15 protein-coding genes are annotated in these 15,379 nt (G+C 49.7%); 13 read left to right on the top strand and 2 right to left on the bottom strand.

The genetic code is table 11. The features are described 5' to 3' along the window. Positions 1 to 14: 14 nt before the first annotated feature. From kdsB to murB, 3 genes are read left to right on the top strand one after another with little or no spacing between them, the layout of a single operon-like run. Positions 15 to 791 carry a 3-deoxy-manno-octulosonate cytidylyltransferase gene (gene kdsB, locus BTA35_RS01695; RefSeq protein WP_077242690.1) on the top strand — a complete coding sequence of 259 codons (777 nt, stop codon included), beginning with the start codon at positions 15 to 17 and terminating at the stop codon, positions 789 to 791. Further along, complete coding sequence (locus tag BTA35_RS01690; RefSeq protein WP_202931149.1) at positions 791 to 1,273, top strand: low molecular weight protein-tyrosine-phosphatase; 483 nt, start codon at positions 791 to 793, stop codon at positions 1,271 to 1,273. Before kdsB ends, BTA35_RS01690 begins: the two co-directional genes overlap by 1 nt. 44 nt (positions 1,274 to 1,317) lie before the next feature. After that, a complete protein-coding gene (gene murB, locus BTA35_RS01685) occupies positions 1,318 to 2,364 on the top strand; it encodes a UDP-N-acetylmuramate dehydrogenase (RefSeq protein ID WP_103989640.1) in 1,047 nt (348 codons plus the stop codon). Positions 2,365 to 2,463: 99 nt separating this feature from the next. On the opposite strand, the gene rne is transcribed toward murB, so the two are convergent. After that, complete coding sequence (gene rne / locus BTA35_RS01680) at positions 2,464 to 5,574, bottom strand: ribonuclease E (RefSeq protein ID WP_077242689.1); 3,111 nt, start codon at positions 5,572 to 5,574, stop codon at positions 2,464 to 2,466. A gap of 688 nt (positions 5,575 to 6,262) precedes the next feature. On the opposite strand from rne, the gene BTA35_RS01675 reads away from it, so the two are divergent. From BTA35_RS01675 to BTA35_RS01665, 3 genes are all read left to right on the top strand, one after another. Beyond that, a complete protein-coding gene (locus tag BTA35_RS01675; RefSeq protein WP_077242688.1) occupies positions 6,263 to 7,225 on the top strand; it encodes an RluA family pseudouridine synthase in 963 nt (320 codons plus the stop codon). Positions 7,226 to 7,295: 70 nt separating this feature from the next. Beyond that, positions 7,296 to 7,949, top strand: a complete 654-nt coding sequence (locus BTA35_RS01670; RefSeq protein ID WP_077242687.1) for an HAD family hydrolase — start codon at positions 7,296 to 7,298, stop codon at positions 7,947 to 7,949. Between the two features lie 120 nt (positions 7,950 to 8,069). Continuing rightward, positions 8,070 to 9,101 (top strand): S49 family peptidase, encoded by a 1,032-nt coding sequence (locus BTA35_RS01665; RefSeq protein WP_077242686.1) that lies wholly within the window; start codon positions 8,070 to 8,072, stop codon positions 9,099 to 9,101. A 78-nt stretch (positions 9,102 to 9,179) separates the two neighbouring features. Here BTA35_RS01665 and BTA35_RS01660 read toward each other — a convergent pair whose 3' ends face one another. Next, a complete protein-coding gene (locus tag BTA35_RS01660; protein WP_077242685.1) occupies positions 9,180 to 9,761 on the bottom strand; it encodes a Maf family protein in 582 nt (193 codons plus the stop codon). Between the two features lie 199 nt (positions 9,762 to 9,960). Between BTA35_RS01660 and BTA35_RS01655 the strand changes: the two genes are divergently transcribed. From BTA35_RS01655 to fabF, 7 genes are all read left to right on the top strand, one after another. Then, positions 9,961 to 10,491, top strand: coding sequence for a YceD family protein (locus BTA35_RS01655; RefSeq protein WP_160054901.1), 531 nt, complete (start codon positions 9,961 to 9,963; stop codon positions 10,489 to 10,491). A 35-nt stretch (positions 10,492 to 10,526) separates the two neighbouring features. Then, positions 10,527 to 10,706, top strand: coding sequence for a 50S ribosomal protein L32 (rpmF, locus tag BTA35_RS01650; protein ID WP_077242683.1), 180 nt, complete (start codon positions 10,527 to 10,529; stop codon positions 10,704 to 10,706). Between the two features lie 9 nt (positions 10,707 to 10,715). Next, positions 10,716 to 11,729: a phosphate acyltransferase PlsX gene (plsX, locus tag BTA35_RS01645; protein ID WP_077242682.1), complete on the top strand. Its 1,014-nt coding sequence runs from the start codon at positions 10,716 to 10,718 to the stop codon at positions 11,727 to 11,729. 179 nt (positions 11,730 to 11,908) lie between these two features. Further along, positions 11,909 to 12,853, top strand: a complete 945-nt coding sequence (gene fabD / locus BTA35_RS01640) for an ACP S-malonyltransferase (protein WP_077242681.1) — start codon at positions 11,909 to 11,911, stop codon at positions 12,851 to 12,853. A 22-nt stretch (positions 12,854 to 12,875) separates the two neighbouring features. Then, positions 12,876 to 13,619: a 3-oxoacyl-ACP reductase FabG gene (gene fabG, locus BTA35_RS01635; RefSeq protein WP_077242680.1), complete on the top strand. Its 744-nt coding sequence runs from the start codon at positions 12,876 to 12,878 to the stop codon at positions 13,617 to 13,619. A 109-nt stretch (positions 13,620 to 13,728) separates the two neighbouring features. Beyond that, the gene (gene acpP / locus BTA35_RS01630) at positions 13,729 to 13,962 is read left to right on the top strand and encodes an acyl carrier protein (RefSeq protein ID WP_077242679.1); all 234 of its coding nucleotides are present in this window, start codon (positions 13,729 to 13,731) and stop codon (positions 13,960 to 13,962) included. A gap of 154 nt (positions 13,963 to 14,116) precedes the next feature. Beyond that, entirely contained in the window at positions 14,117 to 15,355 is a 1,239-nt protein-coding gene (fabF, locus tag BTA35_RS01625) for a beta-ketoacyl-ACP synthase II (RefSeq protein WP_077242678.1), read from the top strand. The last annotated feature ends 24 nt before the right edge of the window (positions 15,356 to 15,379 follow it).

Raw genomic sequence — 15,379 nt, 5'->3', positions numbered from 1 at the left:
TTAAGGATCGGACCATGTCTTTTACTGTTGTCATTCCCGCTCGTTTTGCATCATCGCGTTTGCCGGGCAAGCCGCTTCTGGATATTGAAGGTAAGCCTATGCTGCAGCGGGTGTATGAGCAAGCCCGGAAAAGTGAAGCCAGCCGGATCATTATTGCCACGGATGATCAGAATATTGCAGGTGCCGCTGAAGGTTTTGGGGCTGAAGTATGCCTGACCTCAGATCAGCATCCTTCCGGTACTGATCGTCTGCAGGAAGTGGCTCAGAAGCTGGGCTTCTATGCGGATGATATCATCGTTAATGTCCAGGGTGATGAGCCTCTGATTCCTCCGCGCCTGATCAATCAGGTGGCCCATAATCTTGCGGCAGATCCTTCCGCAGGTATTTCAACTCTGTGCGAGCAGATTGAAGATCTGGCCGCTGTTCATAATCCGAATGTTGTTAAGGTCGTGACAGATGCCCGTGGCTATGCACTCTATTTCTCAAGAGCAACCATCTCCTGGGCGCGCGATGCATTTTCTGCAGATCTGAATCAGCTGCCGCCTTCGCCGCTTTATCGGCATATTGGTCTTTATGGTTATCGGGTGAAAATGCTGAATGACTTTGTCAGCTGGCAACCGGCACCTATTGAACAGTCAGAGCAGCTGGAGCAGCTTCGGGCTCTCTGGAATGGCGTCCGCATTCATGTGGCGGTGGCCGACGAGCGGCATCCTGCAGGTGTTGATACGGCTGAAGATCTGGATCGGGTTCGTGCCCATATTCGCCAGAGACTGGCAGAGGGCAAGCTCTAATGTCCCGTATTAAGGTTTTGTTTGTTTGCTTGGGCAATATCTGTCGCTCCCCGACGGCTGATGGCGTATTTCGGAAGTTAGTTGCAGATGCGGGCCTTCAGGATCTGATCGAGATTGATTCGGCGGGTACTGCCGCCTGGCATATTGGTAAGTCGCCGGACCCGCGCACGCAGGAGGCTGCCGCACGTAGGGGTTATGATCTGAGTATGCTGAAAGCCCGTCAGGCTATTGCAGAAGATTTTTATGAATATGATCATATACTGGCAATGGATCTTAGTAACCTGGAAAACCTGCATCAGATTCGTCCTGAAGATGCTTCAGCAAGGTTGGGGCTTTTTCTGGATTACGCGCCAGGCCTGGGTCTTAAGGAGGTTCCTGATCCTTATTACGGTGGTGAATCAGGTTTCGAGCAAGTATTGGACCTGGTTGAAGCGGCGGGTAAAAACCTACTGGTTGAGCTTGCTATACACCACGATAGCTGATCCCTTTCAGGCCAAACCCACCCCAATGGTTAGTGAGCAATTTAGTGTCCCCATCAGAACTCCTGTTTGAACCTGAAAATCATAAAGACCTTAGTGGGTTAAACACCCTGGGTTTTCTTGTTTATGCCGATTACTTCTGTCGACCTGAGTCTGAAAAGGCGTGTCAGGAGGCTTTGGGCTGGGCTCGGAAGCGTGACTTGCCCGTTTTTCCGCTAGGTAGCGGTAGTAATCTTATTCTTGCTGCGGATATTCCTGGCCTGGTAGTGCAGATGAGTAATCAGCAGCGTCATTATGATCCTCAGGCAGATGGCAGTGTGTTACTGACCGTGGGTGCAGGGGTTGTCTGGCATGACCTTGTGATGGAAACTGTCGGGAAAGGACTGTACGGGCTGGAAAATCTGGCGTTGATTCCAGGTCGTACCGGAGCTGCGCCCGTTCAGAATATCGGGGCCTATGGCTCAGAGCTGGCGGATGTACTGGTGTCGGTTTCGGCGATTCGTGTCTGTGATGGTAAGCCGGTTACCCTAAGCCGTGAGGCGTGTTTCTTTGGTTACCGTGACAGTATCTTTAAGTCTGCGGAGTATCAGCAGGGGCGCACTGACCAGGTTATTATTACCAGCCTGTTGCTGCGACTGCAGACTAAGGCAGAGCCGAAGTTGGGTTATGGTGACTTGGCGGCAGAGCTTGAAGGCAAAGAGGTGACGCCATTGAGGATAGCCAGGGCTGTCTGCAGAATTCGTCAGAGTAAGCTCCCTGACCCTGCTGAAGTAGGTAATGCAGGTAGTTTCTTCAAAAACCCTGTTGTGTCTTCTGAGTTAGCACAAAGCCTTAAAGGGCAATATCCTGGGATGCCTGTATATCCTGCTGGTGAAGGACAAAATAAACTGGCGGCAGGTTGGCTTATTGAACAGTGTGGCTTTAAGGGGACCCGGCGCGGCTCTGTAGGAGTATACCCTAAACAAGCACTTGTACTGGTTCACTATGGTGGGGGCAGTGCTGAAGGACTGCTGGCTCTGGCTGATGATATTGTTTCTGAGGTAAAACACAGGTTTCAGGTTGAGTTGGAGAGGGAGCCTCAAGTGATTCTTTGATCTGAATAAGAGCTGTTTTTTATTTTTAGGTACCGGTTATGTTCAGGTATAAAAAAACCCAGTCATTGACTGGGTTTTTTGTTGACGGAATAAACGCTGTTATTCACGGGTCAGACGAGGGTCATTAGCAACACGACCAGAGCGTGGTTTGCGCTCCCGCGTTTTTCTGACGCTTTCTTTCTTTTCAGTTGGCAGTGTAATCGCTTCATCATTGGGTTTAAGTGTCGGAATTTTCAGATCAATATCACCTGTCTCTTTGGCGACTTTGGCACGAACCTTACGACTCACCCGTTTCTTCGGCGTTGAATCTGCCGCTGGTGACTCAGCTACCTGAGCTGTTTCTGCTTCAGTTTTCACTGCAGGCTGTGTTTCAGCTGCTATTGCCTCTGCAGGCTTGCTTGGCGCTGCACTGGCTTCCTCGGTAGCTGAAACTGCTTCTTGCTTCTCAGCCTCTTCTGCTACAGGTTCAACGGGTTTTTCAACCGGCGCTGTTTCCTTCACCTCTTCAGACTTGGTCTCCGCTTGTACAGCCTCGACAGCGACTTCATTGGCAGTGGTTTCCTGCTGCATAACCTCATCCGGCTTCACGTCAACATCAGCCAGCTTCTCTTCAGTGTTAGGCTGAATATCTGAGACTTCCGTTGTTGCTGCTTCCTGAGAGACATCCACGCCTGTTTCAGCTTCTGTTGCTGCTTCTTCTTTTGTTACTGTCTCTTCTTTTACACTGTCTGCAGGCGCTGTTTGTAAAGCTTGATCCGCTGCTGCACTTTGAGTGCCGCCAGCAGGTGCTGAGGTTGCTTTAGCTGCTTTGACTGCATTTTCAGTGTCGGACTGAACAGAAGGTTCTTCAACCTGGGACGCGATTGTTGCTTCTGCTTTAGCCCAGATCTCTTTAGCCGCATCTTTTGCAGGTGCTTCTTCTGTTTTACTCGGTAAAGACTCTGCTTTAGCAGGAGCCGTCTCTGCTTTTTTAGCTACAGGCTTGGCTTCTTCTTTAACAGACGTTTTCTCTGCTGGCTCATTGCCGCCTGCAACAGCACTTTGGTTCTGTGCTTCATTTTGCTCGTTACCTTCGCTGTTGCGGTTACGACGACGACGGCGAGGGTTGTTACGGGTACGCTTGTTTTTCGGACGGTTATTTTCACGAGCTTCGGCTTTTGCTTTCTGCTCCTGATTGTCTTCCGTTTGTACTTCTGTAGTTTCTTTCGCTTTCTGATCACGATTATCGCGGCTCTGACGTTTTCGGTCATTGCTGCGTTCGTTATTCCGGTCTGAGCGATCATTGCGCTTATCAGGCTTGCGGTTATCTGACTTACGTTCTGATTTATCTTCCGCTTGCTCATCACGGGTATTACGATCATCACGGTTACGACTGCTGTCACGGCGGTTATCGCGACGTGGCTTGCGTTCGCTGCGGCGACGGTTACGGTTTGATTTTTCCTGACCGCTACGATGATCTTTCTCACTCTCTTCCTGAGAAGACTTTTTCTCAGGCGTTGATTTCTTGATGTCATCACTAGCAAACAGTTTGCTGATGCCTTTCACCAGTTTGCTGAAAAAGCTTTCTTCAGTCGGAGCACTTTTAACCTGAGGTGCTGGTGGAGGCGTTGTCGGCACAACGCTACGCACTGCAGCCTGAGCACGTTCTGGCTGTTTAGGTGCTGCCGTTTCTTCTTCTTTATCGGTGGACTCCAGATTGATTTCAAAGCTGGACTCTTCACCGTTGCCTTCTAACTGATCATCCCGCAGGCGTGACACTTCATAGTGAGGTGTTTCCATGTGTGGATTGGGCACGATCATTAACGCAACACCCTGACGGGTTTCGATATCGTTAAGGGTTTTACGTTTTTCGTTCAGCAGGAAGGTGGCAACGCTGACCGGGAGAATAGCCCGAATTTGCGCTGTGCGATCCTTCATGGCCTCTTCTTCAATCAGACGCATGATGGATAATGCCAGTGACTGCACATCACGGATTGTGCCCTGACCATCACAGCGAGGGCATACCACACCACTGGTTTCACCCAGAGAAGGGCGTAAACGCTGACGGGACATCTCCATCAGGCCAAAGCGGGAAATACGACCGACCTGAACACGGGCGCGATCCACCTTGAGGGCATCACGCATACGGTTCTCAACTTCACGCTGGTTCTTAACCGGCGTCATATCGATAAAGTCAATAACGATCAGGCCGCCGATATCGCGCAGGCGAAGCTGGCGGGCGATCTCATCTGCGGCTTCCAGATTGGTATTCAGTGCGGTTTCTTCAATATCACTGCCACGGGTTGCCCGGGCCGAGTTGATATCGATTGATACCAGCGCCTCGGTGTGATCGATGACAATGGAACCACCGGATGGCAGCTTCACTTCACGCTGGAACGCCGTTTCAATCTGACTTTCGATCTGGAAGCGGCTGAACAGAGGTACCGGGTCTTCGTACTGCTTGATTTTGTTGCTAAAGCTTGGCATCACCTGCTGGATAAAGTTCATCGCCTCCTGAAAAACTTCAGGGCTATCGATAAGAACTTCACCAACATCCTGGCGCAGATAGTCACGCATGGCACGGATGATGACGTTACTTTCCTGGTAAACCAAGAAGGGCGCAGGTCGCTCAAGGGCGGCACTTTTAATGGCGTCCCACAGCTGTAGCAGGTAGTCGAGGTCGACCTGCAACTCTTCTGCACTGCGGCCAACGCCAGCGGTGCGGACGATTACGCCCATATCAGAAGGTGTTTTAAGCTGACTCATCGCTTCACGCAGCTGTGTGCGGTCATCACCTTCAATGCGGCGGGATATACCACCAGCCCGGGCATTGTTTGGCATCAGTACCAGATAGCGTCCGGCCAGGCTGACGAAGGTTGTCAGGGCTGCGCCCTTGTTACCACGTTCCTCTTTATCAACCTGAACGATAACCTCGGTGCCTTCTTTAACCACATCTTTGATGTTGATACGGCCCTGAATTTCAGACGGTTTCTTGCTGAAGTATTCTTTTGAGATCTCTTTCAGAGGCAGAAAACCATGACGCTCTGCGCCAAAATCAACAAAGGCAGCTTCAAGACTGGGTTCTATACGTGTGATACGGCCGCGGTAGATGTTAGCTTTTTTCTGCTCACGGGATCCTGATTCGATATCCAGATCGTAAAGTCTCTGGCCATCTACAAGGGCAACACGCAACTCTTCAGGTTGGGTTGCGTTGATTAGCATTCTTTTCATCGAAGTCTTTTGGGTCCTTGGGACACCCAAATGTCAGTATACTGACCAACCTTTTAAGGCTCAGAATCAAAATTTTTATGCGTGCTTAATGCTCTTCAGCGGCGGCTGTCATACGTATCTGATCTGCTGACTGGCAGTTCCCGATCATAGAGCCGAACTCTGACTACTATCCCTTAGGGCAACATGTTTCACGTTGGATAACATGGGCCGATGCCGGAATGCAGCAAAAGGTGAAAAACATACTGGTGGCAAGGTACAGGACTGGATGACGACAAATGATGATACCGGGGTTGGCAATCGGCCAACACTAAACAAACCAGTCGTTCCGCAAGTCTCACCGGACACGAAACATAAGTTGATCCGTTCGCACTATTCAGGTTGTGAGGGTGTGCTGTTAACGGAAATTGCAAGCTGTTCATTCAGCTCACATTCAATGTGTAATCTGTTACCATCTCGCTGATTGATGACAGCCCGTACACAATACGGTTGTTCTCAATATGCTAGCGGTGATATTTGCCTGAAATGCCGGGCTGTTTTTCCTGGCGGGGGAGTTTATACCCCATCAGCCAAGTGTGCAGGCGACAATAGATGTCAGTTTTTTTAGTCTTTTTTCAGGCGGTCTGTAATATAGCAGTTATCACGCAAACCATCAATTTGATTTACTTGAAGAACTGCCCCGGGAGGCCATGTGGCTGAAGCTGTTCACTCTGTTCGTTTTGTCACCATTGATAGTCATCATGAGGGACAAAGGGTTGATAACTTCCTGATTACCTTTCTTAAAGGTGTGCCAAAAAACCTTGTCTATCGGATTATCCGAAAGGGTGAGGTTCGGGTGAACAAAAAAAGAGTCAAGGCGGTATACCGTTTACAAGCGGGAGATATCGTTCGTGTTCCACCGGTTCGGGTTGCAGAAAAAGCAGATGATATACCTGTCAGCAAGGAGTTTGCCCGGGCCTTGGAGGCTGCTGTGTTGCGTGAGTGTGATGACTGGCTGGTGATCAATAAACCGCAAGGATTATCGGTTCATGCTGGCTCCGGGGTTCAGGCCGGGCTGATTGAAAACCTACGACAGATTCGTCCGGAAGGGAGCTATTTGGAGCTGGTACACCGGTTGGATAAAGATACGTCCGGTTGCTTGTTGGTTGCGAAGAATCGTAAGGCTCTGAATTACCTGCAGGAGCAACTGAAGGCTAAGGCGTTTCGGAAAAAATATCATGCGCTTGCTGTGGGGCGTTGGCCTGAAGCTGTCACCGAGGTGGATAAACCCTTAAAGAAACATGGTGTAGGTGGGCGTGAACGAGTGGTCAAAGTTGACCTGAAGGAAGGAAAGCCATCCGTCACCCGGTTTCAGATTCTTAAACGCCTTAATGCTAATGGCGTACTTTGTACCTTGCTTGAAGCGGAGCCGGTAACAGGCCGAACCCATCAAATTCGTGTGCACGCGCAGTCTGTTGGTCATAGTCTTGTGGGGGATGTGAAATATGGTGATGATAAGGTGCATCAGCACTTTAAAGGCCTGGGTTTTAAACGATTATTTTTGCATGCGGCATCCCTTGGCTTTCCCGATCCTAAGTCAGGCACTTTTGTCGATATCAGGGCGCCTTATGAAGATAGTCTTCGGTTGATTCTTGAGCGTCTGTCAGCGGGTTAGTTGTTTATTTATTGAGTCTGTGCTGCCGCTTGGTAGTAATAGGTTGTTCAAGCTTTTTTTGGAATAAGTTGTGAAATATCCATTTGTTATTTTTGATTGGGACGGCACCCTGGTGGACTCCGAGGCCCGTATCATTACCAGTATGCAAGCTGCTGCGAAGGATTATGGCTGGGAGCCGGCACTGACGGATGAAGCGGTGCGCAACATTATAGGGCTGGCACTGCCGGAAGCGATTCGTCACCTTTGCCAGGGGATTGATGATGATGGTGTTGAGGCGATTCGAAATGGTTACACGCATCAGTTTCTTGAGCAGTCAAATTTAGACATGCCTTTGTTTAATGGTGTTGGAGATGGTTTACAGCGCCTGAAAGAGGCTGGCTGTGTGTTGGCGGTTGCAACAGGTAAGAGCCGCCGTGGACTGGACAGGGTGATGCCGGAGGTTGGTCTGGGGGCTCTGTTTGCACATACCCGTTGTGCAGATGAAACGCTTTCTAAGCCTGATCCTTTGATGCTGCGTGAGTTACTTGATGTGACGGGATTTGATGTTCGCCAGGCCGTTATGGTTGGTGATACAGAATATGATCTTGGAATGGCAAAAAATGCCGGTATGGATCGTCTGGCTGTCACTTACGGTGCGCATCACCCTGACCGGCTGCAAGCCTATCAGCCGGTTTTTGTTGCGGATCGCTTTGAACAACTGGTGGACTGGCTGCTGAGGGATTAAGAGCCGGAGCTGAGATATTAGGTTATTTAAAAATGGCCTGTAACTGCTTATACCCGGATAAATGATGCAGGGTCAGGTAAGTCATATATGGCCAGGTAATACTGGATTTAAGGAATTGTAATGAGTGAATCAGACTGGAATGAACCGAAAGAGGGTGTGCGCCAGGTGGCTGACGGCCCCGTTTCTGATGTTGAAACACAAAAGACGGTTGAAGCTGCTGACCCGGTAAGGCAGCAAAACGAAATGATGCAAACATGGTTGATGGAAACCTTGAAAGAGCAGCGCCGGACTCGGCGCTGGAAGCTATTTTTCCGGTTTTTTCGTGCAATAGTGGTGCTGGTTGCTCTTGTGTTTTTTTGGCAATCTGCCAATAAGGTTGGAGGCGGTGATGATGGCGCTGTATCCGGTGATCATGTTGCTGTTGTCAATGTGTTGGGTCAGATTGGAGAAGAGCAGGAGGCCAATGCGGACAGTTTGATTCGAGGTATTCGTGCTGCCTTTGGCAATAAGGGGACCCGTGCTTTGATTTTAAATATTAATAGCCCGGGTGGTAGTCCGGTTCATTCCGGGGAGGTTTATGACGAGCTTCTCCGACAAAGATCCTTACATCCGGATACACCCGTTTATGCGGTAATACGGGATATGGGGGCTTCCGGCGCTTACTATATTGCTGCCGGTGCGGATGAGATTTATGCCAATCGGGCAAGTTTGGTTGGGTCGATTGGTGTTGTGTCCGCAGGCTTTGGCCTGGGCGGGCTGATCGAAAAGATTGGTGTTGAGCGTCGTGTCTTCACTTCCGGTGAAAACAAGGCATTTCTCGACCCTTTTACCGATATGAGTGATCAGCAGGCAGATTTTTGGCAGTCGGTGTTAACCCAGACCCATCAACAATTTATTAAAGCAGTGCAGGATGGCCGTGGTGATCGCCTGGCCGATAATCCGGAGATTTTCTCAGGTCTTGTCTGGAGTGGGGGGCAAGCCGTTGATCTTGGGCTGATTGATGGCTTGGCAAGTGTTCGCCAAGTGGCGGAAGAGCGGGTAGGTGTTCGGCATCTCGTTGATTTTACGCCGGAACCATCGCCCTGGAAGCAGATTAGCCGTGAGATGGGGGTGCAGTTAAAGGCCTTGCTAAGAGAGCCTCAGCTGTATTGAATCTCCGGTGGAGGGCTACCTGATGAGAATAGCGGACAGTTTTCTGTCCGTCATTCTCTCAAATATGCAGGTATAGGGTTAGTCCAGTGGTGATATCCCAAAGTCGTGTAAAAGGTCACAAAGTGCGATAAGGGGTAATCCTATCAAGGTGTTAGGGTCTCTGCCTTCCAGCTTTTCAAATAATGCAACTCCCATTCCTTCAGATTTAAAGCTACCGGCGCAGTCCAGTGGGTTTTCCTTTTCAATATATCGGGCGATGTGCTGATCACTAAGTTTTCGGAAATAAACATGAAAAGGTTCCACCAGGCTTTTGGTTTCACCTGTAGCGGTATTGTGCAGGGCCAGGCCGGTATAAAAAGTAATTTTTTGTCCGCTGAAGCCTTTTAGTTGTTTTTGGGCGTTGTCTTTGGTGTGCGGTTTGCCGATAATGCGCCCGTCAAACGTAGCGGCCTGGTCGCTACCGATGATCAGGCTGTTAGGGTGGTTCTCTGTCAGGGCAAGAGCTTTTTCTCTGGCAAGGCGTTCTACCAGTGTGCTGGCACTCTCCTGATCGAGAGGTGACTCATCGATGTTTGGGGCTGCCTGAATAAAGGGCAGGCCAAGTTTTTCGAGAAGTTGCTTGCGGTAAAATGATGTGGAAGCCAGAACCAGTGGGAGCATGTAAATAATATCCTGTTAATGTGGATGTTTGTCAGCTGCAGCTTCAGTGCCAAAGCAACAGGTTTGGCACTGGTGATAGATGTGGGGAATGGATAACCCCCTGAAAAGAGGATTGTATCCGATCTTTTCAGAGATTATTTACTGTTCTTGTCTTCAATCCTTTGACAGTTGCGGGTCATATCCCTATTATTGCGCGCTTATGTTTGGTGACCGACTTCCCATTACAATCGAGCCGTACAAGTTAGCTCGTGATGCTGGTGTTATTGAAGGGGATGTTTCCCTTGAAAAATGCCATCGCGTGCTTGATGCCCTGGTCAGTAGTGAAGGGCATTGCCATGTACGTCTTGAGTTCGATATTGACCCTCAGAAAATCCGTTTTGTGCGTGGTCAGCTGAAGGGCCTGTTTCAGGTTCCTTGTCAGCGCTGCATGCAGGCGATGTCTTTTGAGGTTGATAGCGAATTTTTGTTAGCGATCGCTGCTTCTGATGAGGCTGCGGCTAACTTGCCGAAACAGTATGAACCGCTGATCGTCGAAGACGAGAAGCTTGAGCTGTTGCCTGTGATAGAAGATGAAATTCTTCTGACGTTACCCATAGCGTCATATCACGATGAAGGTGATTGCTCGGTTACAAGTGAAATGCTGGTTTCAGGTGAGGAAGATGAAGCCCAACCTGAAACTAAACCGGAAAATCCTTTCAGTGTTCTAGAGCAACTGAAGGGAAAACGTTAACTGCAACCTCTAGTTGTATTTAGGAGTGAGTTGTCATGGCTGTTCAAAAGAACCGTAAAACCCGTTCTAAGCGCGGTATGCGTCGTTCTCACGATGCACTGAGTGCGTCTACGCTTTCAGAAGATAAAAGCACTGGTGAAGTTCACCTGCGTCACCATGTGACTGCAGATGGCTTCTACCGTGGCAACAAAGTGGTTGACAAAGGCGACGAATAAGGTCTGCTTGTGTTAATCGCTATTGATGCGATGGGCGGGGACTTCGGTCCCCGCGTTGCCGTTCCTGCAGCGCTCCGCGCGCTCAATAAAGATCCTTGTCTCTCCGTACTCCTGGTTGGTGATCTTAGTACGATCCGACCTCTCCTTCCCGAAAACTCCCCGCTGCTTAACCGGATTCAGTTTCGTCATTCTGATATATCTGTAGCTATGGGAGATAGTGCCAAGCATGCACTGCGTCATCAGAAAGGCTCGTCGATTCATCTGGCTGTTCAGGCTGTTGCCGATCAGGAAGCAGATGCGTGTGTCAGTGCCGGTAATACCGGGGCGTTAGCCGTGATCAGTCGTTATTTGCTGAAAATGTACCCTGGGGTTAGTCGCCCGGCGATCTGCAGTCAGCTGCCCGTTAATGGTGGTGAGTGTCTGATGTTGGATCTGGGGGCAAATCTGGGGTGTGATGCTGATGATTTGTACCAGTTTGCTTTAATGGGTAGCGCTATGGCTGAGGTTATGCAGAGTAAAGTGTCCCCGTCAGTCGGCCTGCTCAATGTCGGTGAAGAAGAACTCAAGGGTACAGAGTTGGTGCGTGAGGCGGCAGATATTATGGCCACCTCTACAGCTATTCGCTATGAAGGCTTTATTGAAGGTAGTGATATTTTCTCCGGTCAGGTGGATGTGATTGTTTGTGATGGTATCTCAGGTAATACGGCACTCAAAACCAGTGAAGGTGTGGTGCGCTTCCTGTTTCAGCAGATTCGGCAAGGATTCAGGAATACCCTTTACGGAAGAGTGGTGAGTATTCTTGTTAGGCCTGTACTGAAAAGTATTAAGCGATCCCTTAACCCTGAACGATACAACGGCGCCGTTCTGCTGGGTTTGCAGGGAGTTGTGGTGAAAAGCCATGGTGCTGCAGAAGTTGAAGGTTTTTATCGCTCTATTCTCCATGCTACTCATGCCGTGCGATCAGGGCTTTGTGAGCGGGTCGGCGATAAGGTAGCAAATCGTGGTGCTGATACGAGTTTGTAAATTTGGCCTCGATTTTTTTTTGCTGTGCTATAATCGCGCGCTATTCTGGCCTGAGTGGCCAGACTAAGGCTTTGCCCGGTGTTTCGGAGGGTAAAGCACAAGGATCACAAAGGATCCAGTTTACTGTTTATTCGTAAGTCTGGGTTCTGATTAATAATAAACAGTGTAAAGGGTTTGCTATGACACAGTCCCTGGCTTTTGTTTTTCCTGGACAGGGTTCGCAGGCAGTAGGCATGCTGAGTGAACTGGCTGATCGTTATGCGGTAGTTCGCACGACATTTGAAGAAGCCTCACAAATTTTAGGTTATGACCTCTGGCAGTTAGTTCAGGAAGGCCCTGCAGAGTCATTAAACCAGACAGACAAAACACAGCCGGCCATTCTGACCGCCAGTGTTGCCATCTGGCGTGTATGGCAAGAATTGGAAGGTCCTCGTCCAGCGATGGTTTCCGGTCATAGCTTGGGTGAATATAGTGCTTTGGTTTGTGCGGGAGCCATGAGTTTTGCTGACGCTGTCCGACTGGTTAAGCTGCGTGGTGAATTTATGCAGCAAGCTGTACCCGAGGGTACAGGTGCCATGGCTGCTATCCTGGGTTTGGCGGATGATAAAGTTGAAGAGGCTTGTCAGGCTGCAGCCGAAGGCGCTGTTGTGGCACCGGTTAACTATAATTGCCCAGGCCAGGTTGTGATTGCCGGCAGTGCGGCAGCAGTTGAACGTGCCGGTGCTAAGTGCCAGGAATTAGGTGCCAAACGTGTTGTGCCTCTGCCGGTGAGTGTCCCGTCCCACTGTGATCTGATGAAGCCTGCGGCAGATCTGTTGGCTGCAGAGCTGGATAAAATTACGATTGAAGAGCCGCGTATTCCGGTTGTTCAGAATGTTGATGGCCAGCCCCATAGTAATGTAGATACCATTCGCGACAACCTGTTGGCTCAGCTTTATAGTCCGGTTCGCTGGGTTTCCTGTGTTGAACATATGATTGAGCAAGGTGCAGAGATCACCGTTGAGTGTGGTCCGGGTAAAGTACTCGCAGGTCTTAATAAGAAAATTCAGCGTAGCCTGAAAGTTCTGGCGGTGAATGATCCGGAGTCATTAACGTCGACCCTTGAGTTGGTAAAGGGTGCCTAAATTTACTCCTACGGAGAATCAGATGAGTATTGAAGGAAAAGTGGCCCTGGTAACAGGTGCAAGTCGTGGTATCGGCCGTGCAACTGCTTACGCTCTGGGTAAAATGGGTGCCATCGTTGTGGGTACGGCCACTTCTGAGTCTGGTGCACAAAGTATTTCCGAAGGGCTTGCAGAGCAAGGCTACAAAGGAAAGGGTTACGTTCTTAACGTTACCTCTCAGGAGTCTGTGGACTCTGTTGTTAAAGCGATTACTGAAGAATTCAGCGCTCCTTTGATTGTCATCAATAATGCAGGTATCACACAGGATAATCTGCTGATGCGTATGAAGGAAGATGAGTGGGATTCTGTTATTGATACCAACCTTAAGTCTGTTTACCGTATCGCTAAAGCAACGATGCGCGGCATGACAAAAGCTCGTTGGGGTCGCATTGTAAATATCAGTTCTGTAGTGGCTACGATGGGCAATATGGGGCAGAGCAACTATGCTGCAGCAAAGGCTGGCATGGAAGGCTTTACCCGGGCAATGGCCCGTGAAGTAGCTTCACGTAATATCACGGTTAATGCGGTTGCTCCCGGATTTATTGCTACAGATATGACCCATGCATTACCTGAAGAGCAGCATAAAGCGCTGCTGACACAGATTCCTCTGGCCCGTCTGGGCCAGCCAGAAGAGATTGCTAATGCTGTCGCTTTCCTGGCGAGTGAAGGTGCGAGTTACATCACTGGTGAAACTCTGCAAGTTAATGGCGGCATGAATATGCGCTAAAGCCGGTTGTTGGCTGGTAGCTATTGCGCCACTCAGTAACCCTCTATAAAATACCGATCAGCTTTTATTGCTGTTCGGATATTTGTACCCACAGGAGAAATTTTAAGTTATGAGCACTATCGAAGAGCGTGTAAAAAAGATCGTAAGTGAGCAGCTGGGTGTTAAAGAAGAAGAAATCACCAATGCATCTTCTTTCGTTGACGATCTGGGTGCAGACTCTCTGGACACCGTTGAGCTGGTAATGGCTCTGGAAGAAGAGTTTGAGACAGAGATTCCTGATGAAGAAGCTGAGAAGATTACGACCGTTCAGGAAGCAATCGACTACGTAGTTTCTCACCAGTAAGATCGAGTGAGCATTCAGTCCTAGACTGACTACAAAGAAGCCGCTTTCTGCCTAGCAGGGGCGGCTTTTCTTTTTTATTGCCGGGTATGATTTTTTTGTAAGTAAAATAGATGGCATACCCCGGTAGTTTTTTAGCGTATTTGGAGGAAGCATAATGCCTCGCAGAAGGGTCGTTGTTACTGGCCTGGGCTTGATCACGCCCCTCGGTAATAGTGTAAAAGAGAGCTGGGACGGTATTCTGGCTGGTAAAAGCGGTATCGCGCCAATTGAGCACTTTGATACAACGGGTTTCAGCACCCAGTTTGGTGGCTCAGTTAAGGGCTTTGATGTCTCCGAATACATGCCTGCAAAAGATGCCCGCAAAATGGATACTTTTATCCAGTATGGTATGGCGGCAGCGATTCAGGCGGTAGATGATGCTGGCCTGGAATGCACAGAAGAAAATGCTGCTCGTATCGGTGTTGCCATTGGTTCTGGCATTGGCGGCTTGCCAATGATTGAGGCAAACCATAATAACCTGCAGGCAAAGGGACCTCGTAAGATATCACCGTTCTTTGTACCCGGCAGCATTATCAATATGATTTCCGGTAATCTGGCGATCCGCTTTGGCTTCCAGGGGCCTAATATTGCGATTACCACTGCATGTACAACAGGTACCCATAATATTGGTTATTCTGCACGCACCATCGCTTATGGCGATGCGGATGTCATGATTGCCGGTGGTGCTGAGATGGCGACTACGCCTCTTGGACTGGGTGGTTTTGCAGCGGCGCGCGCACTATCGACCCGTAATGACTCGCCTGAGACAGCCAGTCGCCCATGGGATGCTGACCGTGATGGCTTTGTACTGTCTGACGGTGCCGGTGTGCTCGTACTGGAAGAGTATGAACATGCAAAAGCACGTGGTGCTACCATCTACGCTGAACTGACCGGCTTCGGTATGAGCGATGATGCTTACCATATGACGTCTCCACCGGAAGATGGTCGTGGTGCTGCGGCATCCATGGCAAATGCTGTTAAAGATGCAGGTCTGAACCCTGAACAGCTGGATTACATTAATGCCCACGGCACATCGACTCCTGCTGGCGATGTTGCGGAAAGTCGAGCGGTTGAGAAAGTGATGGGTGATGCTGCTAAAAGCGTCGCGGTCAGTTCCACTAAGTCCATGATCGGCCACCTTCTGGGAGCTGCCGGTGCGGTTGAAGCGGTGTTCTCCATTCTGGCGATCCGGGATCAGGTTGCACCACCAACCATCAACCTGGAAAACCCGGCTGAAGGCTGTAATCTGGACTATGTACCGCATACAGCTCGTGATATGAAGGTTGAGCATGCGCTGTCTAACTCCTTTGGCTTTGGCGGAACCAACGGTTCATTGCTGTTTTCTAAGGTGTAGCAGGATTCCGGATCTTGTGCTGCT

Source organism: Oceanospirillum linum, from assembly GCF_001995095.2.
GTDB classification, from domain to species: domain Bacteria; phylum Pseudomonadota; class Gammaproteobacteria; order Pseudomonadales; family Halomonadaceae; genus Oceanospirillum; species Oceanospirillum linum.
This window is presented reverse-complemented; position numbering and strand designations above follow the sequence as displayed.